Here is a 25,667-nt window from a genome sequence, read left to right on the forward strand (position 1 = left end):
CTGGAAATATAGGTGACAAAATAACATAATATTTACACGTTATATGTAAGATAGGTTTAAAAATGGCAGCTATCGGTAGTTTTCAAATTATTCCTCCTGAAGTAAGTCGGATATGCGCATGGAGCCCCACCTAAAAGAAATCATCCTGAATGGCCAGATCAATAGTCACCGCATAACGGCTAAAATACGTTCGGGTTTCGCTGTCTTCCAGAACTAACGTATAACTATGTCGGCGGTCAAACCGCTTACCCGTAAGTTTCAGCGTAACATCTCGCACACGCTGCTCCATACCATGATTATCACTATCAAAATTCACCGTTTCTTTGGCTGAGACGACATGGTTTTCTGAATCAACAATATAGATAGTGAGCTGGCGTGCACGATATTGTTCGTTAACTGGCTCAGTCTGAATAAAACTGACTTTGTCAATATTGCTGACTAATTTAATATTTTGGCTTTTCGCCACGACCCCCACTAGTCGCTGTTGTCGCCTTTCCACCCGCGTTTTTTGCAAGATTTTCACCTGTAATATGGGTACACAAATCTCTTGCAGCATCGCTCCGCCGTGAGCAAAGCGTGCCCCACCGGTAAAATGAAAACGCTGTATCCCCTTAGGCAATAAAAATTCGCTGTTATCACGACTACCTGCCGTATCAGATAATCTACCATGCCAACAGAACGCGTCGTCTGGCAACTGATGGCCAATGATAAAGCGTTTCTTTGCCTCAATTGTGTTTTCAGGCTTGATCTGAAGTTTAGTTTTATCTGTTTCAGATAGCGGTTGCTGCTGGAATAAGAAACCGTGATCGGCAGTAATATAAACACGGGTAGCATTCAAGCGGTTAATCACGCGAGCAACTAAATCTTTTAATTCATTGATCGCTTTTCGGCAGGCTTCAAAGGTTTTTTCTTCTGTCGCCCCTTTATCACCAATCGCGTCAATAGTGTCATGCCAGATATAAACTACTTCAGCATTACGGATTTTGTCGCGACCTTCGCTATTATTCCAATTAAATAATTCGTTAGCACTGACCGCCATGCCATTAACTTTTCGTAAAATTGCATCACGATGGGCAATACCCTGCGTCGACTGTCCATCGGCATAAACAACACCTGAGTTATCAGGCAAATAACTCAGTTCTTTGTGTGGTAACAGCGCTGCCATGCCTAATTGAGTATAACTTGGCAACACGCTTGTTTGAGAACGCAACTCGGCGCTAAAGCGTTTTTCGCGCTTAATCAGACTAGCCAATTCTTGAGCAACTTCATAACGTAAAGCATCAGAGATAATCACAAACACGCGTTTGACCTGAGAAGTACTCAATTCACGCTTCACAACGTCACTATAGAAGTTCCGCTGTAATGGTATCCCGCTGAATTCCCAGCTATGGATTCTTTGCTCACCATCCAGTAGTCGGTTCCATTCGCGACTTAACTCAGCCAAATACCAGTTGGTATAGAGCGCCTCGATATGTCCGTCGAGGTCTCGCAAAATATCCGCACCTTTGCGATGAACCAACATCGCTTGCTCATTGAAGAGGCGATAGGCTTGATCAAAACGGTAAATCTCTGTGGTATATGCCTGCCATAGAGATGAAGAGTCAGGATATTTAAAACCATCAATGTGGTGATTACGTAAATTTAGCAAACGTTCCGCATGCCGCAGAGCTTCATAAATCGCATGATACTCTGGCCGAGTTTGGCACCAATGGGCCGCCAAACGCTGTGACAGCAAATTTTTAAACATCACGCGATCCAAGGTGGTGCTCTCTTCCAGTAACTGCGTAACCAAAGCCTTAATAATAAATTGTTCGATAGCTTCAAAGGTTTCACACTCTTGTAGCGCATAGGGAGAGCTATGGCGATAATGCTCAGTCAGATCAAATTTTCCGGCTAGCTGACCCGCAATAAAATCATAATCTTCACTAAAACGGCGATCAGCGCGCCAACCAACCATGAACGCTAAAGCCGAAGCCTTGCCCGCTGCCGTGGGCAGTACATTATTGCTGAGCCAATCTCGATGCGCTTTGTCACCTTGTAACCAAAGATCGGTACAAAACAATTTAAGGATAAAATCATCCAGCAATGGCTTTTCACTCTGGTAGCTCATTTCTTGTTCTAGCAGCCACCAAAGTACCGGCGCTAATTGCAAATGCTCCATCACTGCTAACGTGTTCTCAAGCGCGCTATCTTCTTCATCCTTATGTTGGCCGACATATTGCTGTAACAGGCTAAAGAGAATTTCTTTCGTTTCGAATGACTTAGCACCAACGACTACTGCTAGCATTTTTTTATCCAACGAGTCTTCAGATTCATCTTCCGTGATCCAGCTTTTTAACGTCTGAATACGTGTATTCACTGAAAAGAAATCCTGGCGACGTTGAATATATTCACGTAGTCCTGATTGAGGGATCTTTAAATCGCTAAGGATCATCGCTGCATGATCAGCATGGAACTCACTGCTGTAGAGACGAATGTCCAGCAACCAATCTAACTCACGAGCGGGACGCTCCCGTGCAAAATACAGTAAGAACTTTTGTTCTGGTTGATCAAGTTCGATCAGTTTCTTCGTTGCCAATAATGAGGCACCGTGCATATTCAGCACAGAGATACCGTCCAGTTCAAGCTTAGGCAATACTTCACTAAAATGTTGCTTCGGATCGTACCAAAACACGATACGGTGATGGATAAAGTGGTCCATAAGCCTGCGAAGTAAATCTGCATGTTGCATTACGCTACCTCCGGTGGATTGCCAGTGATAACTTGCACATCCACCAGCAAGTCACCAAACTTGCCATAATTAACCTTAACGCCATCATCCAGATCAAGGGTGATTCTCATATCTGCATAGTGGCGCAAACGATCGTCAAAACTGCGCAGCTCATTAAATTTTCTGGTGAAACCTTCCTGTCTTTTCTTCAAGAGATTAGTTTCAGCAGCAGATGATGCCCCATCGCGCTGGTCTTGCAGGAGATCAATATGACGTTGATAACGCGCCAACAACGGCACAACATATTCGGTACGCATACGAGCCAGCGTGGAGTCATTATAGCGATGCAGGTATACCAAACTCTCAAATGCCTTCTCTTTACCAGAGCTGAACAACCAATAAATCGGGCGTTTTTTGTAGGTTTTGAGGTGATCTTTCCAAAATTGGCTAGAAAGATAACGACGGATGGTCTCCAGTGACGACTCACCGCGTTTCTCTTTGATCGCGTACAAACACAAGCTTTTGGCGATAAAGTCGAGGTTTTCTTGTAGATGATCCTCACCCCAAACTTTACGGACAAACTCACGCACTCGTACAGTGATATCACCATCAAACCAGTCGGAAGTCATCAGTGGAAGAATCCCATCGTTATCTGCCGGGAAAGTTTTATAGGCACCTTGTGCTACTAATTCAGCAAAACCTTGGTTACTCGCATGAGCATAAACTAAACCTGCTTGATCGAGAGAATAGCGACCCATCATGCAGCCAATGATATAGCTGATAAGCTCGGCTAAGGTGTCGGATTGGAGACGATTTTCCAATTCTTGCTCTGTTGATTCGTTACCGTAACGATAATGTGGATTACAGGTTAATGTTATCTCATTTAAAACTATATCAATGCAGACATCTTGCTCTAATGAACTATTTTTTACAATGACCGAATTATTTTCAAACTCAAGATCTTTCATTATTTCAATATTATTTGAAAAATCAGCTCTCATTTTTTTATATGATGATAACAACCTCCTTTCATTATTTTCGACCATTGGATTTCTTTTGAAATCCCAAGAAATCTCATAGTTATCCCAATCCTCTTTAGCAATTTTAATGAGTTTAGATGAATTTTCAGAAATAACATCAATCCAATTTCCTTGAAGACAAGGCAGCTTAGCAATATGCCCGCTTAGAAAATCTAATGTAGGTGCAATAAATTCTAATAATACTGTTGCGAGTTTTGAATTTAATAATCCAGCAAAGAAGTACAGTGTTTTCTTATCGCTTTCTTTTGGAAAAAGGCTAGGGCCAGTCGATTCAAAAATAAAACTATCTTCAAAATATCTGAACGCTGTACTTGCACTAGATACTCTAGTCCATGAAATCCCTTCCCTAAAATAATTATGGACATTTCTTAACGTAGATCCTTTGAATTTCTTTAATCTTTCACCATTATTTCCCCAATCAATAACAAATTCATTATTACCATACCACTTTCTATACGACCCACCTTTTTGACAAGGGACCCAATCTCTATTCAAATGATTAATCTCTGTCCACATCTTAAGAAATCGATCATTATTTCCTGTACTTAGCCCTGTGCTTATATCAGCATAGTGTTCCATAGGTAAATTACTTTTAAAAAGATTCATCAATCCCGTAGAGATCCAATACGCAATCGGTACTCCTGGGATTTGTCTGAAACTATCCTGTTTAACTTTATCAAAACGGTTTTTCTTTTCTATTAACAAACTTTTTTTCTCTTCCTCCCCTCCTTCAATCAAACGGAAAAATACCGGCAAATAACCATCAACATGGTATTTACTCATTATCCAAGCCGTAGTCTGAACCACCTCCCCCGAAATCTGCCCAAATGCACGAGAGCCTAGGTGCGCCATAGTGACAAAAATCTTAGTATCTAGCAGCCATTCACGTAGTGCCTCGTAGCTAGATAGAAACATCCACGACTGCATATTCACTTGAGCATTAAAGCCATTCATCTTCAACAAACTAAATGCGTGCTGCATAAACATCGCAAACAAATCTGATTTACTGTCAGGGAACTGCTTCCTGGCAAATTCTCTCAGATCACCATTCATTCCCTTTGTGCCCATATACGGAGGATTCGCTACCACCACATCATAGCGCTGCGCCAGCAACCATGCTTGATGGATAAAAGGAATTAAGATACGCGCAGCCTCTTTCTGATGAGTATCACCACTAGCTTCCAACTCAATGAGCTGTCGTAACAACACTTCCAACGCTTCCTCATCCTGCTGCGGAACCTGAATCAATGAACCAAAGGTTTTTGCCTGCGTAAATAACGCTAACGTCCTTTCCAGCAATTGATATTCATCAGCACTTTGGCTATTAGTGCTGATCTCGTTCTGAGCAAACATATCAAAAGTACTACCGGTACAGCTTTGTTGATGCAAGTTAATCCCCTGCCACAAAGCTGAAATATCTAGCTGGGAGCTTTCCTGCAACGACAATACATTCAGGCGAATATTACGGGTAAAGATACGACGATCGTCTTGACGCGCCATCATTAACAGCACAAAACCTGAGAGCTGAACCGCACGATCATCAATATCCAGACCAAAGATATTATTTTCCAGAATTAACCGCGGAATTTCACGACGGCGGTATCCGCGCTCCTCATATATTCGCTTCAGCACGTTGTAGGCTTCGATTAGGATATGACCGGAACCACATGCAGGATCAAGTACTTTAATACTCTCTGGTTCAATGCTATCTGGTGTAATGGTCGCTAATTGCACCTGCACTTCGGCAATCTGCTCTGCGGGTTCAATATAGTATGGCATGCACTCCTTGAGCGGAGAGTCAGGATAGGTTTGCAACCACTGGCGACCCACAGAGTTTTGCACCAGATACTGCACGATCCAATTAGGGGTAAACAGCTGAGTGGCTGCGGGAATATCTTCGCTTTTCACGACCTTACCAATAACCTGCTCTTTTCTTTCAGAGATGTAAAACTGATACAACCAGCCGATGATCTCTACCTGCTTCCAGTCCTCTTCGGGAATACTGTCCACCAGCCCGCGTAGGATCGAGTCAGTGCGTGTCAAATTATCCGGCAACAGAAGCTCAGTTTCATCATTTAGCGAGTCAAACAGGAACGGCATAGCTTTATGCAGGAAATGACACTGTCCTAACAACAGCTCGCGATACAACGCTTCATCCTGATCACCCGCTAGTTTCATTTCCACCAGCTGCTGAGGATTGCTTAACGCCAGGTTCCCAACCACCTCTGGAACATGCGCTAATACCTCAAAACCAATAGGATCTGTAGGATGAGATAGCACACGGAAACCATGATCCAGATACCCATGTAGCTCCATGTAACGAATAGCGCACAGGCGATTAAACCAAGTGTAGGCGACATGCTCAATTAATTGGGTATAACCCTGTACATGCGCACGTTCAACTAATCGATTACGGCGCGCCAATACCGTTTTAGGATATTCATAGCGACCAAAACGGACCCAATCGCCTATTTCAGTAACATCAGCAATCTGCAAGTCACTGTTTTTATCAACACTAATCCCTAACGATGTCAGTTTTTGGGTAATGGCATGACAGAACTGGATTCGAGCCAGAGGAGCGTATTTTTTGATATTGGAAGTATTCATAGGCAATCCTTGCAGGCGTGATAAACGCCCACCTGATTAAGTCACTGAAGGCGAACACGGTCACCGGCTTTAAGGGCATCGAATAACGTCTTACGTAGCTGCTCAAGCGCCTTTTCCATCTGCTCGATCGTTTCTAATACGTCCCCATCAACGGCTTTTTTCATTTCGCGCGTAGCGTGGATCGCAAGCGTCTTTTTCAAAACGGGTATAGGTTGTACGGTAGGCGGGTCAGATACCGGTATCGACGTCACTGGCGATCTCTGTCCATCGTTACTAACCGATTTCTCTATCATCTGACGTTTTTTCAACTGCTCATCAATCCAGCCGTTCATTAACTGTTCAGCCTGTCCTTGCTGTAATTGGACCTCACTTTGCTCATGATAGATTTCAGGTATCGACTGTGTATTGACTACACGCTCACGACTTTGCTGCATTGGATACAACGCTCGATTCAGTAATGAATCAGGAATCTGACTCTGCTGCATCTGTTTTTTAACTTCTTCAATGCGGGTATCAATACGCTGTAAACCGTACTCACGGGCTTCAGTTAACAAACGCTGATTCACCTCCTGCACCTGTTCAATGAGCGGAACAATACAGCAGAGCTGAGAATAGGGTTTTGCCATTTGGTAAATGTGGCACAGTTTAGTCAAGGCTTGATGAGCATTTTCGTCTTTTTCTAACGCGCTACGATTAGCCTTAAAGCTACCATTTAGCACCATTGCCAACTGCTGCCAAGACTGGAGCTGATTGCCATAAAAATCACTGAGATCATCGCGTGTTTCAGCAAAGTCTTCCAATGCGTTAGATTCATCGATCACTTTCTCCACCAGAGAAAAAGCTTCCTTCTGCGCCAAAAGCGATTTAATCAGTTGAAGCCCTTCCTGAACCGCTTTTTCTCCAGGGAACTGCCCTGTTTGGGCGGTGATTTGATAGCCAACATACTCACGTTCCCAACTTTCCAAAGTGGTACGAATATGCTTTGCCAATCCTTGCTCTTCGCGTTCGTTGAAAGACTCCTGCGCAACCTTGTTCATAATATGTGCCGCCTTGCGCAGTTGTTCTTCATCATGCTGACGGACTTTCAGCAAACGTAACTCGCTATGCCGACGCGTATTCGAGAAAACATCCCACGCCTGTTTCAAGCTAATTTGATTGTTTTGCAGGGTAAAATTGATTTTGCCTGAACGAGCCAAACGCGCGACCAACAATTTGACCTCATCCTCTGGCCAGCCAAAAGGGCGGCGTCCAAAGTGATTAAGTACATCCCGCAGGTAAACAGGCTTATGATAATCGACACTCATACTAATCCAGGCTTCAACTTCTCGCATAGCTTCTGGATTACATTCCTCAGAGCACATATCAAGATTGATTTGTGCAGAATCTTCTATGGTCAGGAGCGAATGAATTTCGCGATTGATATCACGACTTGTTGGACGCAGCAATTTCAGTTTAGCGAAACTATTTTCAATCACATATCGACAAGCTTCATCCACGATGGCTGTTGGCGAGGCAGATTTTTTCGGTAAACGGACACCAATAGCATAAACCGTCGCTTCAGCGAGCAGTTGTTCAATACGTACACGTAATGTTTTTTCACGACTCTGGTTTTCGCGATCCTTTTCCTTCAACAGCACATCCTGTTCTGGTCGCTGTCCACATTGTTTGTTAAGGAAACTGTCTGTCTGCACCATTATTTGCAAATCTTTCCACACCAGCAATTCATCGGCCAGTCGGATCAAGATACAACCGTTACCCTCTGCGGAATAAGGAATACAGGTAATATCATCACGATAATGGTTATAGCAAGTATCCAGCGGGGTTAATATTTTCACCACTAAATCTTCCAGATTAGCGCCGTCCAAAGGATGTCCATTACAGAAGCGACTTATCGGGAAATCCTGCTTATTCACCGGATAACGATATTTACGGTTTTTGAGCAAGTCATCAAAAATGAGGTTTGAGAGACGACGATTAATCGTGGTGTATTCTACTTCCACATTACGAATTTCATTCTCAATCTCTTTTTCTTCATTAGTTAAGAACAAATATTCATCACCGCTACGGGCAATCAATCTTTGATTTTCAAGGCATTGGAGGCTGTTCTCAAGCTGACGACGTAATGTGATCTTATCCGTATCAATCCGGTCGATAGTCAACGTCACCAGATTATCTAAGGTGCTTTTTAGCAGATTAACATAACGAATCAAGAATAGTGTCTTAAGCAGTTGGATATCCTGTTCATGGAGCCCTAATCCCTCTGCTTGCTCGATAGTTCTCTTAACTGCGGGCTCAAGAAAGCCCTCAATAGGTTCATAGAAACGCCAGAAAGGGATCAACGTATTTAAATCATCCGACTGAACCTGCTGTGCCGCCGACTGAAACGCCGCCAGCAAGGAACGCTCCCCCATTGCTAAATGTTTGCCCGTTGCCCCTTTGGTACGAATAGACTCAAACACTTTTTGTACCAATTGGAAATGCCAGGGTACAAACGGGTAGTTATCAACAAATTCAGCTGATTGCGTATAGGGTTTCAGGGTCGCTTTGGTCGTTGCATCAAAACCTAACTGATTACGTAAAATGTCACCCTTCTGGGCAAAAATGGTTCGCAATGCTTCAACCGCTGATTCGGTTTTAGTTAATAAGCGTTTTTGAATAACCTCGCAGGTGTTTGAGCTGGAAAGCTGTAAACGCGTCGTGAATCGTCCCTGAATCTTAGAGAAATCCAGGCCATCACGATGCTCTATGCCACCAATAGCCGCATCGATATCCGCTTGCGACGTCACAATAACCCACGCTCGGCCACTACAGATCGTGCCAAGATTCTCAGTAATCGTCTGTAGCTTCAGCATCATCTGGGTATTTTTGCCAATAAACTGACCGACTTCATCGACCATAAACAAGATGTTGCCGTTCTCACGGCTATCCAGGTACTCTTCAACCCACTTGCAAAAGTTAGTGATATCTAAAGGAAAATTTGCATCAAACTGTTCCGCCCATTGGCGCGATGATTCCTCACTTTGCCCGCTGGCTATACTCAATGCCTGTGCCATTTCATCACGGAAAAAGTCGTAAGCATCTCGCTCAGTTTCCCACGATGAACCACTGATAGCGGCAAAAGCGTCTTTAAACGCTTGATACTGTCCACGGCGGTCAAGTTCACGTTCTAAATGCGCGATATGTGGGAAGTCTGCACAGTAACCTACGCGTTCGTTAAACACTTTTAGAAAGACTTTCAGGATCGCATCTTCACGATCATCAGCATTAGCACGGGAATCAATATTGAACAAAAGCACTTCAGCCGGATATTGCACCGCTTTGCGAATATCCGCTAATAACAACGCATCCTCTACCTTGTCTTCAAAAAAAGACAACGCACTACGTCTGTCACCATTGTGGATAACCTGCCGGTTTGCCAGCAAGTAAGATAAGATTTTGATGAAATGTGATTTACCTGAACCAAAGAAGCCAGAAACCCAAACACCGATATTATTCTTAACACAACCCCGTTCTGGACCAACAGCGGGTAAATAAGCGGCAAAAAAAGCACGGAAATGACGATCAAGCTCACGTGTAATGACATATTCATCCAATTCAATGTAAGCACTTTCATTGTCAATTTGTTCGGCTTTCACCACCCCGTTAATATTTCGGGTTAGAGGTTTGGTAAAGATTTGTTCAATATTCATCACTATGCTCTTTAAGGATTATTCAGCAATACCGTAGGGCCAGTTTCAGGAACCAATCGGAATGCACGATAGTAATTACGGGAATCAATACCCGTGAGAGGTGTCAGGTCATAGCCGCTGTAAGTTCCCGGATAAAACATCAACAAAGGCGTGAAGCCCATTACATCCTGTAAGGCACTCATCAATTCGTGACCACGCACAAAAGGCCATGCATTCCCCAAGCCTGAAATAATCGCCAATTCTTGATCTTTTAAAGAAGTGGTATTAGCAATGTGCTCAGCTATTTTTTTCTGACTGAGTAAACCTGAAAGCTGCTTTTTCATCGCTTCGGTACCCATCTGTTTTTCGCGTTCACAAACACGTTCAAACAAATTCCGCGCCTCCAACATATCAATCAATATCTTGAAGATATTTAAATGAACAAATGTGCGTTTCTTTTCCAATCGCTTAACCAAATATCGCAAGAATTCCCGCACCCGAATCTCTTTTTCAGCCGGATAATCAAAAATCCAAAAACTGATTTCATTACCGGGGCGAGTATTACGTGGAATTCCCTCCATCTCTATGCGAGATTCAATTTGTGCTAGTCGGTATTCCAAAACCTTATCAATCACTGTTTTCCCTCCATGAGAGGAATCAAATCGCTGCGTTCAAGACGCACCAACAGATCATGCACTTCAGGTAGCAGAAACACGGTTTGTAGATGGCGACGGCAAGGAGCATCAAGATAACGGGCTTCACTTAATGCCTTTATCGCGTTATTGCCCATTTTCCTTAATGAAGATTCAGAGAAGCTTGCCAACTCAGGATGAACCCGACGTTGATCCTCAACAAAAACCGCCCATACGTTGGCCGGTAAGGATTCACGGAATTGGCGTTTTGCATCATTAACCACCGATGAAATAAAAGCAGCGACGACAGGTGACTGCAACATCAACGCCACCATTAAGCACTGTTGACGTTCGCGTTCACCCCCATGTACGACCAACTCCAATCCTTGACTGTCCAACATGGATAGACGCAAACGAAGAGTACGTGCATAACGAATCGCTGTCCTTTCCGAAGATGTCTGTAGGATATTTTCAGTGACAAGATGCCGCTGCCATTGCTCTTTGCTTGGTGATTGCAACATAACCTCAGCGATTAAACAGCTTTCTCGGCTCATTAAAGAACCCCCAAGGAGATCACCAATCCAGGTTTTGTCATACTTCATATCGTTTGTAACCAGTGTTAAGAAATAGCCTGCTTTTGTGATGTATTTCGTAAAATTAGAGAAGGTAGTTGTACTGGCCTTAATTAGGTCGATGTCATCCAATAAAAGAGGTTAATCATCAACGCCTCACTTGCTAGAAAAAAATTTCTCATTTTTCGTTGGTTTTTCTGAAATTAAATAACCTCACCAATAGTTAAATTACTAGAAAAAGAGACCTATACCCTTCATCCTTCAAGTTGCTGCTTTGTTGGCTGCGTTCACCCACCCAGTCACATAGTTATCTATGCTCCTGGGGATGCATTCACTTGCCGCCGCGCTGCAACTCGAAATCTATTGGGTATATATATTGATACCAAAACAACAATATAAATAAAACATATTGCCGATTAATTAGCATATAGAATCATAATTAGCAAACTTTACTGGTCAAATAATACGATAATTAATTAAAAACTTTTTCAAAAGAATTCGATAAAAGATTATTTATAAAATTAGGAATTTGAAAAAACCGATAGGTAGGAATTATTAATAAACACACAATGTCCATCATGACAGGTGATCATTCTGGTACTGCCAGCACCATCCTGATCACCTGTTGTTCAACGTTAGAAAATACTTTTTATAACATCAAATGCTGTTAGTCGTTCGCAATGTTGACCACAATGCTTTCATTGCCTTTCCTTTAGGGAAAGCAATGTATTCCGGCGCAATTAACGACGGCCGCCAGCTCATTTTATATTGGCGTTGCGAAGCAGCAGGATAAACAATGCCGCCTTTTGATGACATCCATTTGGCAATTTTATGGAATATTGCCGAGTCGTTGAAGCAGCTATCCTCGCCAAACTCCACCAACGGCGTGAAGCCCATATGAAGATAAGAAACTGCCCCCTCTGCCAGGAAGTCATTGATCGCCGTTTCATTAATAAACTGCATGGTTCCATCGGGTATATCTGGTTTTTTTCGAGATAGATTATGAAACCACCCCGATGTCTCCCCCCAAGTGTAACTATAAACGATATATGCCTGGATCTGTTCTCCCCGAGTTGCAATATATACTCTGTGCTCACCTGAATTTACTTCTACAGTGTTGAAATCAATCACCAGTTTTTTCAGGGCCTTTGCATGTTTTTCCTTCAACCAAAGCTGATTAATATGTTCTAGTTGTGGTTTAAGTCGATAGTATTCCTCTTGTGAGCAGATCTCTCGGATAGAAACTCCGGCTCTTCTGGATTTACTAATTTTATTTCTAAGCTGCTGGAAGCGTTTGCCTGTCATGCTATACCCATCAAGAAGCACAGAATAACTCGCCCCAAGTTGGTTAACAAAAAAGCCGTTATTCCTCAACAGAGCAAAATCACTCTCATCACCATGTAGAAACACCGGAAAAGCCCGTTTTTCTCTGGTGAAGCTGAGAAATGACTGCAAAAGTGCAACTCGTTCTTCGCCAGGTGCCAAAATACCACCCACACACATATGTAGATTTTTGTCCTGGAAAAAACCTATAGCCCCCTTTTGGTTCGTAAACCAATGTGTTTCAGTATTGAACAACAAGCTACTCAGTGGGTGCTTAGAATAACAAAGCACTTTTCTAAGATGACTGTTGCCAAGAACATCCTGAGCGTTCCCAGTGGTAATAACCTGAGGAACATCAGGCAACATGCTCATAACGTTCACCTTGATCATTTCGGGTATATTGGACAGGGATGAACCCATGCTTTCTTGCGATATCCCGGATAGCTAATGCATCATTGTAATCAATAGACTTACCGATGCTTTGATGCACAGTGACTCCTTCAAGTGCAACAGCGATAGTTTCCGACAAACAGGCGAGATTGACTCCCGCAGGTACGTCGATCAAGTTGCAATCGCTATAGGTAACTTTCTCAGGCTGATGGACCAAACCGCCCTCATAGATGTGACGGTTGCCATCACGAATGAAATCGAAAGGTCTGGCTGCATCAAAAACGACGGCAGAACCTTTCAGATAATGGGTATTTAAGAAAGGCTTACCTTCGCTGGTTGCTGAGACGATAAAATCAGCTTGGCTCAAGGATTGTTCATAGCTTTCTATCGCTTCCAAACCAAGAGTTCCGATGACTTCAAGAATTTGCTCATGTAATACGCGAGCATCTGTCACACCCGGATTTTGTTTAAATAGCCATTTTCTTATCTTATCCATAACAGAATCTGGCTGGATAACATCGTGAGTCTTTAACACCGAGGAAAGCAGTGCTTTAGTCAGTTCTGAGAGCAGTACGCGTGCTTTGTTAGGTCGGCTAACCAGGATAATTCGACCAAAGTTATGAGCCAAACCAGTGACTGACAGCCTGCCAACAGACCCCCTGGCACCAACCACCGCCAAAGTTTGCCGATGTGCATTTTCAGTCAGCATTGAACGGATACCTTCAACCACCGCCATCGCTGTCAGCGAGTTACCATTAGTCAATATCCGGCCCTGCCGATTATTTACCAGACTATTACCTCCGTCAGTAATCACGGAGGTGTAAGCACCTAAACCGACGATTTCAGCGCCATTTTTCTCCGCCAAATCAAGATACTCCTTCATCAGCGCTGCCCGTTCTTTGGTTGGCAATGCCATCATATCTTCAGGGCTGATAGGTGAGAACAAAAGCATGCCATTAACGTATGCCGTTGAGCTTTCAACACCAAATTCCACAGCGATGTCAGGATTAAAATCAATAGCAGAGATTTGCATGATCCAGTTGCCAAGTTGTCTCTGCTGCTCCGCAGTATAATTTTCCTTTATTGACAGACAATAGGAATGCGCAAATTCATTAACCGAAGTTGAATGAATCAAGAAAGCAAATTTCTTCCCCTCGACCAATTGAGGGATAGGCGCTTTAATCTGGGCAATATTGTTATTTACTGAAATCGGATAACTGACCGAAGGTGGCGGCAGATCAGTTACAGGCATGTCTATCAAATGCGCAAACAAAACATCATATCGTCCATTTCGGACCAAGTTACATACCTCATCAAAAGCGGCAAAAAATGTCTTAATGTCTTCTTTGGAAACATTAAGCGGTGGCTCAAAACGTACAGAACAAGGACGAGACATTAACGGCATGGTGAAAATACCATAGTGTTTCAATAAGAAACTACAAATGATATAAGCCAGACCACCACTCCTTTGGCTAAAGTTAATAAATACGTTGGAAACCGCTTTGCTGTCCTGTATTTCAAGACCACGCATCAACCCCGCACCTTGCCAGCAAAAATGTTCTGGATATTTAGCCGATAATTGTTCAAGGCACTCATCAACACAATGGCTGACTTCCTGAACGTGCGTTAATGCCTTGCCATCATCTTTAGTCAGATGCTGGATAACGGCAATCCCCATCGTCGCGGCCAGAACATTATTGGCAAAAGTGGAACTGTGTTTCTTATCGAACTCAGACAAATAAAGTTCATTTGAATATAACATTGCACCAATAGGTGACATACCTGCGCCCAACGCCTTAGAAAACAGAATGACATCGGGTTTCAGAGAATAAAGTGTGGCGGCACAGAATGCCCCCAACCTGCCTATCCCCGTCTGAACTTCATCAAATACTGATAATGTGCCATTTTCCTTACACAATTTCAGAATACTGGACAATGTATCCGATGGAATGACTTTCATTCCACCTTCTCCTTGTACCGGTTCAACAATAAATGCGGCAAATTCTCGGCTCTCCAGCTTCCTTTTAATTTCAGCCAGATCTTCACTATCAACATGTTCATACAGTTTATCATCGTGAATGAAATCAGCTTTAAACCGATTTGAACCTGTAGCGGATAACGCCGAATAAGTTTTACCGTGAAAACTACGATTCAAACTCAAAATACTTTTTCTGCCAGTCACTAAGCGCGCAAACTTAATTGCAGCTTCTACTGTTTCAGCACCGCTGTTAGTAAAAACGCAGTGGGTGTATTTCTCCTTATCTATTTGCCCGGAAAGCATTTCAGCCAATAATCGTACTTTTTTGTGAATATTGGGCTGAACAAAAATAGCTTCTTTGTTTTTAATGAACTTGTCGATTTCAGCGATAGCGAAATCGGGATTATGCCCAAATGGTAATGCGCCATATTGAGCCAAAAAATCCTTAACAACCCGGCCATCCGATAATGTAAGCCGGTTATCTTGAGCAGATTGAATATCCAGCTCAAGGCCCACAGAGTTTAATAAACTCTCACGATATTGATTAACAAACATAGTTCTCTCTCTTTTTTTAGGTGCACAAAGTCATACTGTAAACAGCATGAGAAAATCCTTGAGTTATAAATAGGTGATCTAAAAAATCATTAAATTTGCTGCATTATTTGGCTAACCATCTGGAATTCTCCTATGGGATGAAATTTGAATAACTGTATAGCCGAATAGAAATTCATAATTTCTGGCATTGTCATCACCTGAATACCACCGCAACATCGGAGTATGAAGCTGGCGGTTTCTTCGAGGATCTTTTCTAGGGTATAACGCAGTGCCAGGATATTACGAATGGCATTTTCATCCCGGTAGGCATCATGGGCTATAGTTAACATCTGACCGAGAATAGCATTAATCTTATAATCAGCTTGGATTAAGGTATATTTAATTGATTGCTGTTCTGCCACTCTCCCAGGAATAAAACGGGCAAGCCCATTAAGAATTCCTGAATACGTATTAGCAGCAAAATAATTAAATAATGATAAACCGTAAGAAAGTACAACCTGCTGCTCAATTCCCTTATAACGGGAAAGAAGTTGCGGCGAAACTTCGGTATCCGAAAATTTAACTTCCTGATTATCACTTTCAAACAACACCTTCAACCGCCAGAAAGGAATAACATTAATATTCTGTGCCGATTTAGAAACTAATACTACCCTCATTTCATTGTCATTATCGGTATCGCTGACCGATAACACATAATAATCAGCAATAGAAGACAGAGAACAAGGTTTCTTCGAACCATTAACAAACAGCTTTCCTTCCTTAGAATGCATTTTAAGTGATGGTGCAAAAATATTTGTCCCCGGCAGACCTTCAGCAAAAGCAGAAGCGACCAGCACTTCTGAAGCCATAACTTCATTTAATAATTTATTATTATCTTCGAATATGTCAGGAAATTTAGCACAAGCCAGCACAATATGATTATGCATGGTTAAAGCAATACCTATTGAGGGCAGCCATGAGGATACCTCACGGATTGTATTACCCACCTGGCAAAGTCCCTCTATATTAGATTGAGCCGCTAAACGCAGGCATTGTGAAGCAGCCCCAGAATCCAACAATAATTTCTTTACCCCTTCAGGCGTTAAGTTCTGGCATTTCTCGCTACTTTTCCTAATTTCTTCAACAATATCTGTCATTTCCAACTCTCCTCTGAACACCCAAACAACTCTCACTACAAATTTAATATCTACACTAAGCCCATATACTCAAGGCGGGACTGCTGCATCTGTTCAACCAAGAAATGAGACAACTCAAGTCGGGATTCCACAGTAGATTCGGACAACAATACCCCTGGTGCTAACTCATAACCTTCAATAAAGCGCAAATTGCTTTGCATACCCCGTTGATAAAATGTTTCACGCTCCACAAACAGATCATCAACAGATACCTGGTTCCACAACGCCAATCCTTCTTCTATACATTCAAGGGCCGGTTGTTTTAAAGAACGGTCATTTTCGATAGCTGTTTTGACAATGTTTGCACATACGGTCAGGTGTCTTAATTCATCAGCGTTAGCTCTGGCTTGTGTCTCGGCAGCCGCAATATCAAAGGGACGCCACTTGATCTCACTGAGTTCTGATGTTGGTGCCAGCACACCTTCCAGCACGACAGTAATGATCAGCACACCTGCGATGTAATCATTTTTCAACACCACCCATTTGTCAAAATAGGTTCTCAATGTCTCCAGCATATTGGTCATTTTTCCCCGTAAGAGACTTTCCATTTTGCTGGCTACATTATTGATATCTGCGAAGCCTATTTTAACCAGATGTTCTCTAAATAATTTAGCATGCCTACCTTCGTCAAATATTTGGGTCAGCATATAATCAAAGTTAATATTATCCGGGGCCTTATCCGCAAGCAGTAGCAAGGCTTTAGTTGCTTCATATTCTGAAATCGATTTGAAAGAAAGCTCCCTAATCAGAGATTCCCGCAAATCACCAGGCAAATACGTTAATTTAGGATCATTGGCATAACTGGTTTTTTTTCTTTGTTCAACCTTTACCTGTTCAGCAAACCACTCATCTAATCCCCACTCCTTAGCCTGCATTTCTATTTCCGATGCCTGTTTAATTAAACCCATGATGTAAAACCCTCTTTAAATAACGTATCTCTCTGTGATAATTTACTTTAATGAACAGTTGGCTGCTTAAACACATTAATTGATAATTTAGGAAAATTGCCTAATACGCCTCTGTCTAAGCAGATATGAACAAATAACGCAATAACACTGTAATTATCCTTAAATAACCATAACCAGAGCAAACTAATCATGCTAAGCGTAAATACGTTGTGGCAAATATTATAAATGGTATAAAAACCCGCTGGAGGAACCTCTTTTTTATTCAACAAACTCCAGATTCGTCCTGGGTAATAGCCAATAATATCAATCAGAAAAAATAACAAAATAAATTGCCACCAGCTTATATAGTCCTCAAGTTGCCAGGTCAGAAATAAACTAATAAAAAATAACCCCAGAAATTCCCAACGCAACATTTTCAGTGTGTTAATCATTTTTCTTCTCCAGCATTTTTCTTTTCATAATTTTAATAATCTCTCCTGGCTGCTTAATCCAGGCACTATGAGGATTGCCCTTAATATCCATAGCTATTTCGCTAACCTCTGAGTGAGGTATCAGCCCTGCTAATTTCTGGGTAGATTTTAACGGAGCCCAATTATCTCCTTTAAAACATATATAAACAGCCTCGGATAAGTTATTATTCTTTTTACCTTTGTAAGCACTGACATGATAGTAGTTTCCTGTACAAGCAGTTCTGGACCAATCTCTCATCAACCCCTTAGCTTCTCTTATGCCAAACCCAATCTTTTTTCCAGGAAGATAACCATATAACGCCGTCAGAATTCTGAAAACCACCGCTGCTGTTATTATCTGTATCTGCCCAATACCCTGCCAGTTCTTGTACCCCACGTTCCCAGTCGCCACACAAAACAAAGAAAAAGGTCTGTCAGTTGAGCAGGCAAAAAGTGTCGCAATATGCCCACCAAGACTGTGACCAAAGACAATAGGAATTTCTTTAGCATTTAATTCAATAGCCTTGTCCAACATCGCCGGAAGATAATCCCGTAGCAGATCGGAATAGTTATAATCATTTTCCCGACTGGGTTTGGGTTGGTTATTTCCATAGCCAGGCATCTCAGCGGTTACAACTTGAAAACCTTCTTTTACCAACTGTTGTATCAGCGTTTCATATTTCCTAATTTCCACACCAATCGCCGGTAACAATACGATAACGCTGCCGTTACCATCTCCCTGATAAATCTCATATTTACAGATAAACTTACCAGCCACTTCAAAACTATCACCTTTAATATTATTTTTCATATACTTGCGCTCCCATTGACCTCACACTCCAGTGACTAGCATTGAAGATAAGCCCTGCCAAAAGACATTCATGCTTTGAATGCCAAGTGTTAAATACTCGTCTCTCTTTGGGGAATCGATGATTTTAGAATCTATGATTAATCAATATAAAATCCCCTTATACTTTCTTAGTAACAGGCTATAGATAAATCAAGAAACATATCTTATTTTACAAATTATTTGCTGGAAAAATTATTTTACATGCTGTTTATAGCCTAATTTCGTAAAAAAACTGTTTCATATATATATTAATACATTGCGTTATGAATTAATAAAAATATAACAACCAATCTCATTAGGTCTATTTTTTAATATTCTTTGTCAGGGAAGTACTTAGTTAAAAGGTAAGAGATTATATTAAAAACTCACGCCACATCGACTAGAAAACAAGCTATCACGTGTATTTTCTTAAAACAATATCCTAAGTTCACAGTATAACGCTATATATTTTAACCTTGTTATTTAAGTCATTGTAATTAACAATAAAATTACAGAATAGATATTTTAATTAAGTTTCATTTTCGTATTTGTCTTATTGTTTACACGCCTTTTAACGCAATAACAATCTGACTAATCAGAAAAATAAGAAAATAAATAGATTTAAAAATTAGATTATTATAGAAAATGAAAAATATGATAACGGATTTAAATCTTATATACCCTTCATCCTTCAAGTCGCTGCTTTGTTGGCTGCTTTCACTCACCCCAGTCACATAGTTATCTATGCTCCTGGGGATTCGTTCACTTGCCGCCGCGCTGCAACTCGAAATCTATTGGGTATATTATTTCCATGACTGGTTTTATATTGACTTTAATGCCAACCACTAGTTTTATAGAACTAATTCGCTCTATTCCAAAGACTGGCTGTACCCAATCCCAAAAAAATAATTAGGAGAAGAGCAAGTAAACCACCCACCACATTAACATGTAACCCGACAACAACGAGATATATAACAGGAACATAGATAATACACGTAATATAGGTACAAATAATTAACATAATCAGCGCGATACTAAATTTATTAAACTCCCGCAACATTAAATCCATAAGCAAAAACAACAAAACAGGTAATGCGATAAGATAAGATGCAGTAGGTACAATCAGTGCTGCGGCCAGGCTCAGTAATCCAGCAAATATCCTCAAAATGGTTTGCATATTCGATACAGTTTTAGATGAATGTGAAAACCATATATTTTTCATGGCCAATGATATAGACAGTACAAATGCCAACAACCCCGCAATAAGAGCCACAAATACAGGCATGATAATAAGCCCAATGTAAGGTACTGGGAAATAAACTGCATCTACACTTTCTCTGGAAAAACGCGTGACCTCTTTAATCGCAAAATGAATACCTAAATCCCGAATGGTTCGCTGATATCGCCACAAAGTTCCAAGGTTAAGATTCTCAACAGTATCACTCATACGATGGTAATGCTCGTAACCCAGAATCGTAGCAAAATTTATCCCGGCAAACCCCATATCCAGGAAAACACTAAAATCTGTTTCATTCGTCAACATCTGATACACGATAGGACTAAATGAGAAGGCAACCGGTTTATAGGCACTACGATTCCATTCTGAAACAAGAGCAAAATTTTTCTCTGATGTCTCAAACAAAAGAGGTACGCCATTATTTCCACGAGCATCAAAGTTAAAAACAAGGTCTATTGATTGAGATGTTATTTCATCAATATTCTTAACAAAATGGCGTACTCCAAGTAACCCCAATTCTTCGGCATCCGAGAATAAAAATATCACATTATTTTTTATATCCGTTCTTTTGGAGAGATCCCGCATTAATTGAAGTACTGAGGCAACGGCCATTCCATTATCACTGGCCCCTGGCGCTGTTCTTACGCTGTCATAATGTGAAACGATCAACATAGTTCCTTTTGGAGAAGGAACCTTCAGCTTTGCAATAAGATTCGTCCCACTTAATTCAGAGTGAGTAGAAATTTCATCTTCAACATTGCCCCTTCCGTCTCTCACAAACTTTTTATCAAAAGTTTGGCGTTGCTGACTATTAAGTTCTGAAGATACTTTTTTCTGTCGAAATACCAAGTCATTCGCGGTGTAGTGAAATTTCTGCTCAGTGACTTTGTACCCCATCTCATTCATCTCTCTAATCAGGTAGGCCCGGACTAACTCTTGCCGTTTTGAAGCCGCAGGATGAGGTTCTGCTGCAATGACACCAAGTGTTCTCATGACATTCTTAAATCCGTTTTCTCTAAAAGATTCAACTGAGACTTTATCAGGAAGTACCAAACCGATACCCTGAATAATAGCGACAATTAAAGCAGCCAAAAAACATATAATCAGAAAAATACGCTTCATTAAACTCTCCCATTCTAATAATAGAGGTCTATCTCCCAAAATATGTATTTAAAAATTCAATCATTAATCACAACTTATTATTTTTCACATAATCAATAATACTCCATATTGCTTTTCATCACTAAAAACAAATCATTCCGAATAATTCCAATTAATTCAAAATAATATAAAGCACTGTCATTAATAATGATAGATTCCCTTTTGTAATCATACAACTAAAAAATGGTTAGATAAAAAATTATATTTCTCTCCCCATCAGTCCCCAATGGAGTTATTTAAAACCCACTATTCAGATATATTGTTTATACATTCTTACCACTAGAATATTCTCAATATTGCGAGACAATACCTAAAAAGAGTTTTAATTCCCTTCCTTCCTAAAAAAATCACCTAAATAAACTAAAGCCAATGTAATGCAGAAAGCGATAGTGAATTCCAGTCACTCGAATCGCACTGAATACATCCATAAATCTACACGTTTTCCCACACATCGGATGAGTGTTTTTTAGGTTTATCGTCCATAATAAGAAATGAAAATGAATTCCATCTTATCATTCAGAGGGTATTTCGATGAGCACTGCCGTTACCATTAAAAAAACAAAAAGAATCAGGATTACAGCGAATAATGCTGCTGCTAACGGGCAGGTACAGTCATTAAGTCGCGGATTGACTCTTTTGGAATATATTTCCGAATCACCAGGCGGTATCGCACTGACTGATTTGGCACAACAAGCCGGATTACCAAACTCCACCACTCACCGCCTTCTAACCACTCTACAGCAACACGGTTTTGTCCGCCAGATTGGCGATTTAGGGTTATGGGTTATCGGTTCACACACTTTTATTGTCGGCAGCAGTTTCTTACAGAGCCGCAATTTATTGGCACTCATTCACCCAATCCTTCGCCGCCTGATGGAAGATTCTGGTGAAACCGTTAATTTGGCTATTCTTGATCACAGTGAATATGAAGCGGTTATTGTCGATCAAGTACAGTGTAACGCACTGATGAGAATGTCCGCACCTATCGGTGGTAAATTACCTATGCATGCTTCCGGTGCCGGCAAAGCACTCCTTTCAACACTACCAGACAACAAACTGGTTCAATTACTGCATAAGAAAGGGCTTCACTCTTATACACAATACACCAGGACCACTCCTTCGGCTTTAAAAGAAAATCTGGAGCAAACACGTAAACAAGGGTATTCATTCGACGACGAAGAACATGCTTTGGGCCTACGCTGTATTGCTGCCTGTATTTATGATGAGCATCACCAAGCCTTTGCGGCTATTTCCATTTCCGGCCCAGTATCACGGATCACCGATGATCGTATCACTGAACTCGGTGCATTAGTTATCCGGGCAGCAAAAGAGATCAGTAAAGAATATGGCGGGATTCGTTAATTCTTTTTTCTGATAATTATACCCGTCATCTTTCAAGTTGCCTCTTTGTTGGCTGCACTCACTCACCCCGGTCACATAGTTATCTATGCTCTCGGGGATTCGCTCCTTTGCCGTCGCGATGCATCTTGAAATCCATTGGGTATATATCTTTCACAGGGCATTGATTTTTTAGTGCCCTGTCTTTTCAGAACAATAAATTCAATTTAATTTATCATTCCGCCGAAAATATTATCAGCAATATAGTAGAATAATAACGAAATTATTTAACCAGTTTAGCAATAATATCTGTGAAAAATGAGATGAAGGTTCAGAAAACAATTATATTTCCGGAACCTTACAATATATAAGTATTAGTTAATGGAACACTAATCGATGAATGTCATCCTGATTAAATCGCTTTTGATAAATTCCAAGTACCTGTCCCATTGCCTCGATTAGAAAGAAGTGAAGTATATACCTTATATACTTCACCAGGAATGCCCGCAGTGAAACAAGTATCGAGAAATCCTCCATGTACGTTATTATAACCATTAAGAAAACGGGTTATATCACCCTCGCGAACTTTTCCATCATACCCACTTGTTGTATCTGAAAAAATGTACCATGTCAGGGTCTCAACCGGGCGTGCTGTTTTATCCGCAGTGTAAATATTATAGAGTTCAGGCGACGGCGCATGACCATTAGTGCCAAGATATCCCCCATTATTCTGGTAAAGATTCACCAGAAATACCGTATCACCACTGTAAACTTCTGTTCCTATACCTTTTCCTGCTGTAGATAAAATTTGCCATGTGCCCGTACCTGGACCACGTGTCGGCGAAGTAGCCGTGTATACGTTATATTTTGCTCCTTGCGCGGTCGCATAACCATTAGTGTCTAGATAGCCACCATTTCCAAGATAGTTATTTCTAATATGGAGTTTATCACCGTATAAAATTACACTAGCCATTATTATATCCTTAAATACTTCCACGAAGTTATATCTGTGTTATATGAGAATTTCTATGTGTTTAATTAAGAGTCAAAAATATCAATTATTTTTACAGCCATTAGTCGCAGTTAAAAATCTTTGATTCCCAAACTCTATAAAATTATAGAACCCCCACAAATAAGTGGATCTATTTTTATTTATTAAAAATAATTATTAAGTATATGTTTTTGACTCATAATCTAATTCATAATTAATTTAGAGAAATAATTTAATGAGGATAATAATATTAACTACTGATGAAAACGGCGGTTGCTAACAGCAAACGCCAATTCCCAATAAAATCAGGCTGAAACTTTGGCAATAGAGTTAGTTTCTATCTCAGTACGTTGACTGAACCGTTGTTTACGACGATATGCAAACACATCTTCCACATGACCACTTTTAATCCGTTCCTGTAGCGCTCGCCAGTAGTCTGGTTTAAACAAATCACCATGCATCTCTTCAAAATAGCAGCGAATACGACTATCTGTACAAAGAAAATGCCGGAATTCTTCAGGAAAAACATCATTTGGTGCCACGCTATACCATGGTTCACTGGCAAGTTCATCTTCCGGGTAACGCGGTGGAGGTATATCCCGGAAGTTAACTTCCGTCATATAACAGATTTCGTCATAGTCGTAGAACACCACTCGCCCATGCCGTGTCACACCAAAGTTTTTGAACAGCATATCTCCAGGGAAAATGTTCGCCGCAGCAAGTTGCTTGATGGCATTACCATACTCTTCGATAGCATCCTTCAGTTTCTGTTCATCTACCTGTTCCATATAGATATTCAGCGGTATCATCCGGCGCTCCATATACAGATGCTTAATAAGGAGCTTATTACCGAGATCTTCCAGTTTTTCCGGTACTTCTTTCTGCAACTCTTCCAGCAATTCAGGGCTGATGTGAGCTTTATTAATAACGAAATTTTCGAATTCCTGTGTATCTGCCATCCGCCCTACACGGTCATGCTCTTTGACCAAACGGTAACACTCCTGTACCCGCTCCTGAGTGACTTCTTTCTGCGGCGCAAATTTATCTTTAATGACCTTAAAAACTCTATCAAGTGAAGGTGAAGTAAACACCAGCATTACCATCCCCTTAACACCCGGAGCAATGATAAATTGCTCTTTAGAGAAGGTAATAAATGCCAGATATTCCCGGTAATACTCTGTCTTACCATGCTTCTGACAGCCAATTGCCATATAAAGCTCAGCCGTTGATTTGGCAGGTAATATTTCTCTTAACCACTCAACTAACGCCGCAGGCAACGGCGCATAAACCATAAAATAGGAACGCGCGAAACCAAATACGATACTGGCATCAGCATGATCGGTTAGACAGGTATCAATAAAAATCCCGCCGGATTCGTTATGGTGGATCGGCAACAAGAAAGGATAAACTTTATTTCCAATTCGAATTTTACCCACCAACCAGGCCGCTTTGTTACGATAAAACAGTTCATTAGCTATCTGAAAAGTCGTCTGTAATATTTCTTCCGCTGGAAATGTTCGTTGTAGATAATCCATGATATAACGAATATCTCTTTCCAGATCTTCCCAAGGCAGACGCAGCGGCAAATCATTAAGCATTGTTCGTAACATTGAAGCAAGATTGCCATTAGGGAAAAAGTCACGCGATAGCGGACGAGGAATATCCCGAAATCTGCGAACAGGCTGGGAAGTAAAGATATATAACTTATCTGGCGTCAAGTTACGATGTTCAAACAGACGACAATAAACAGAATTAAAAAAACTCTCCGCAATTTCAAACCGGGGATAATCTGGTAATAAACTGGTATAAACAACCTTTACTTTAGCAATGTAGTCTTCGTCATATTCGAAAGCACCATGTATACATTTAAGTTGTTCAACAACCAGACCAACATGATGATCATAAAGATTAATACGCTTTTTCATAGCCTGCTGAACCGCGTGCCAGTCAGCCTGCTCAAAGCGTTGCTGTGCGCCCGAAGTCACTTCCAGAAAGCGACCATATTGTGCATCAAATCCCTGCAAAATAGTCTGCGCTATCAGATGTGCTGAATCTATCCCCATCGCAACTCCTCAATATATTCAGCCTACAATAGGTAGGCTGA

Annotated in this window: 17 protein-coding genes; 1 reads left to right on the forward strand and 16 read right to left on the reverse strand. The window is 41.1% G+C overall.

Annotated elements, in window-relative coordinates; all coding sequences use genetic code 11:
• Positions 1–130: 130 nt before the first annotated feature.
• From pglZ to BDD30_RS15045, 13 genes are all read right to left on the reverse strand, one after another.
• Positions 131–2,731, reverse strand: a complete 2,601-nt coding sequence (pglZ, locus tag BDD30_RS14990; RefSeq protein ID WP_012776623.1) for a BREX-1 system phosphatase PglZ type A — start codon at positions 2,729–2,731, stop codon at positions 131–133.
• Positions 2,731–6,357, reverse strand: coding sequence for a BREX-1 system adenine-specific DNA-methyltransferase PglX (pglX, locus tag BDD30_RS14995; protein WP_012776622.1), 3,627 nt, complete (start codon positions 6,355–6,357; stop codon positions 2,731–2,733). Before pglX ends, pglZ begins: the two co-directional genes overlap by 1 nt.
• Positions 6,358–6,398: 41 nt before the next feature.
• Positions 6,399–10,046, reverse strand: coding sequence for a BREX system P-loop protein BrxC (gene brxC / locus BDD30_RS15000; protein ID WP_041381498.1), 3,648 nt, complete (start codon positions 10,044–10,046; stop codon positions 6,399–6,401).
• A gap of 11 nt (positions 10,047–10,057) precedes the next feature.
• On the reverse strand, positions 10,058–10,660 hold the full coding sequence (locus BDD30_RS15005; RefSeq protein ID WP_012776620.1) for a DUF1788 domain-containing protein: 603 nt from the start codon (positions 10,658–10,660) through the stop codon (positions 10,058–10,060).
• A complete protein-coding gene (locus tag BDD30_RS15010) occupies positions 10,657–11,259 on the reverse strand; it encodes a DUF1819 family protein (protein ID WP_041381497.1) in 603 nt (200 codons plus the stop codon). The genes BDD30_RS15005 and BDD30_RS15010 overlap by 4 nt, the downstream gene beginning before the upstream one ends.
• A 627-nt stretch (positions 11,260–11,886) precedes the next feature.
• A complete protein-coding gene (locus BDD30_RS15015) occupies positions 11,887–12,924 on the reverse strand; it encodes a DUF2156 domain-containing protein (RefSeq protein WP_012776618.1) in 1,038 nt (345 codons plus the stop codon).
• Positions 12,908–15,475, reverse strand: a complete 2,568-nt coding sequence (locus BDD30_RS15020; protein ID WP_012776617.1) for an aminotransferase class III-fold pyridoxal phosphate-dependent enzyme — start codon at positions 15,473–15,475, stop codon at positions 12,908–12,910. Before BDD30_RS15020 ends, BDD30_RS15015 begins: the two co-directional genes overlap by 17 nt.
• Positions 15,476–15,564: 89 nt before the next feature.
• On the reverse strand, positions 15,565–16,611 hold the full coding sequence (locus BDD30_RS15025) for an acyl-CoA/acyl-ACP dehydrogenase (protein WP_049795180.1): 1,047 nt from the start codon (positions 16,609–16,611) through the stop codon (positions 15,565–15,567).
• A gap of 50 nt (positions 16,612–16,661) precedes the next feature.
• Positions 16,662–17,558, reverse strand: coding sequence for a hypothetical protein (locus BDD30_RS15030; RefSeq protein WP_012776615.1), 897 nt, complete (start codon positions 17,556–17,558; stop codon positions 16,662–16,664).
• A 47-nt stretch (positions 17,559–17,605) separates the two neighbouring features.
• A complete protein-coding gene (locus BDD30_RS15035) occupies positions 17,606–17,989 on the reverse strand; it encodes a membrane protein (RefSeq protein WP_012776614.1) in 384 nt (127 codons plus the stop codon).
• Positions 17,982–18,818 carry an alpha/beta fold hydrolase gene (locus BDD30_RS15040; RefSeq protein WP_012776613.1) on the reverse strand — a complete coding sequence of 279 codons (837 nt, stop codon included), beginning with the start codon at positions 18,816–18,818 and terminating at the stop codon, positions 17,982–17,984. Before BDD30_RS15040 ends, BDD30_RS15035 begins: the two co-directional genes overlap by 8 nt.
• Before the next feature lie 578 nt (positions 18,819–19,396).
• Positions 19,397–19,570 carry a hypothetical protein gene (locus tag BDD30_RS23635; RefSeq protein WP_170152965.1) on the reverse strand — a complete coding sequence of 58 codons (174 nt, stop codon included), beginning with the start codon at positions 19,568–19,570 and terminating at the stop codon, positions 19,397–19,399.
• 125 nt (positions 19,571–19,695) lie between these two features.
• Positions 19,696–21,195, reverse strand: a complete 1,500-nt coding sequence (locus BDD30_RS15045) for a M28 family metallopeptidase (RefSeq protein WP_049795179.1) — start codon at positions 21,193–21,195, stop codon at positions 19,696–19,698.
• 570 nt (positions 21,196–21,765) lie between these two features.
• Here BDD30_RS15045 and iclR point away from each other — a divergent pair.
• Positions 21,766–22,596 carry a glyoxylate bypass operon transcriptional repressor IclR gene (gene iclR / locus BDD30_RS15050; RefSeq protein ID WP_012776611.1) on the forward strand — a complete coding sequence of 277 codons (831 nt, stop codon included), beginning with the start codon at positions 21,766–21,768 and terminating at the stop codon, positions 22,594–22,596.
• On the opposite strand, the gene BDD30_RS24735 is transcribed toward iclR, so the two are convergent.
• The 3 genes from BDD30_RS24735 to aceK form a co-directional block, all read right to left on the reverse strand.
• Positions 22,543–22,671, reverse strand: a complete 129-nt coding sequence (locus tag BDD30_RS24735; protein ID WP_282958042.1) for a hypothetical protein — start codon at positions 22,669–22,671, stop codon at positions 22,543–22,545. The two genes, iclR and BDD30_RS24735, sit on opposite strands and share 54 nt — an antisense overlap.
• 313 nt (positions 22,672–22,984) lie before the next feature.
• Complete coding sequence (locus tag BDD30_RS15055; RefSeq protein WP_012776610.1) at positions 22,985–23,545, reverse strand: hypothetical protein; 561 nt, start codon at positions 23,543–23,545, stop codon at positions 22,985–22,987.
• Positions 23,546–23,868: 323 nt separating this feature from the next.
• Positions 23,869–25,626 carry a bifunctional isocitrate dehydrogenase kinase/phosphatase gene (aceK, locus tag BDD30_RS15060; RefSeq protein WP_012776609.1) on the reverse strand — a complete coding sequence of 586 codons (1,758 nt, stop codon included), beginning with the start codon at positions 25,624–25,626 and terminating at the stop codon, positions 23,869–23,871.
• Positions 25,627–25,667 lie beyond the last annotated feature (41 nt).

Source organism: Photorhabdus asymbiotica (genome assembly GCF_003634575.1).
Taxonomy (GTDB): Bacteria; Pseudomonadota; Gammaproteobacteria; order Enterobacterales; family Enterobacteriaceae; genus Photorhabdus; species Photorhabdus asymbiotica.

Bases quoted from the DNA above. Each gene is read 5' to 3' on its own strand.
- BDD30_RS15020 (WP_012776617.1), bottom strand. From the start codon at position 15,475: ATGTTTGTTAATCAATATCGTGAGAGTTTATTAAACTCTGTGGGCCTT.
- BDD30_RS15040 (WP_012776613.1), bottom strand. From the start codon at position 18,818: ATGAAAAATAATATTAAAGGTGATAGTTTTGAAGTGGCTGGTAAGTTT.
- pglZ (WP_012776623.1), bottom strand. From the start codon at position 2,731: ATGCAACATGCAGATTTACTTCGCAGGCTTATGGACCACTTTATCCAT.
- BDD30_RS15035 (WP_012776614.1), bottom strand. From the start codon at position 17,989: ATGATTAACACACTGAAAATGTTGCGTTGGGAATTTCTGGGGTTATTT.
- aceK (WP_012776609.1), bottom strand. From the start codon at position 25,626: ATGGGGATAGATTCAGCACATCTGATAGCGCAGACTATTTTGCAGGGA.
- BDD30_RS15030 (WP_012776615.1), bottom strand. From the start codon at position 17,558: ATGGGTTTAATTAAACAGGCATCGGAAATAGAAATGCAGGCTAAGGAG.
- BDD30_RS15055 (WP_012776610.1), bottom strand. From the start codon at position 23,545: ATGGCTAGTGTAATTTTATACGGTGATAAACTCCATATTAGAAATAAC.
- BDD30_RS15010 (WP_041381497.1), bottom strand. From the start codon at position 11,259: ATGAAGTATGACAAAACCTGGATTGGTGATCTCCTTGGGGGTTCTTTA.
- iclR (WP_012776611.1), top strand. From the start codon at position 21,766: ATGAGCACTGCCGTTACCATTAAAAAAACAAAAAGAATCAGGATTACA.
- brxC (WP_041381498.1), bottom strand. From the start codon at position 10,046: ATGAATATTGAACAAATCTTTACCAAACCTCTAACCCGAAATATTAAC.
- BDD30_RS15015 (WP_012776618.1), bottom strand. From the start codon at position 12,924: ATGAGCATGTTGCCTGATGTTCCTCAGGTTATTACCACTGGGAACGCT.
- pglX (WP_012776622.1), bottom strand. From the start codon at position 6,357: ATGAATACTTCCAATATCAAAAAATACGCTCCTCTGGCTCGAATCCAG.
- BDD30_RS15025 (WP_049795180.1), bottom strand. From the start codon at position 16,611: ATGACAGATATTGTTGAAGAAATTAGGAAAAGTAGCGAGAAATGCCAG.
- BDD30_RS15045 (WP_049795179.1), bottom strand. From the start codon at position 21,195: ATGAAGCGTATTTTTCTGATTATATGTTTTTTGGCTGCTTTAATTGTC.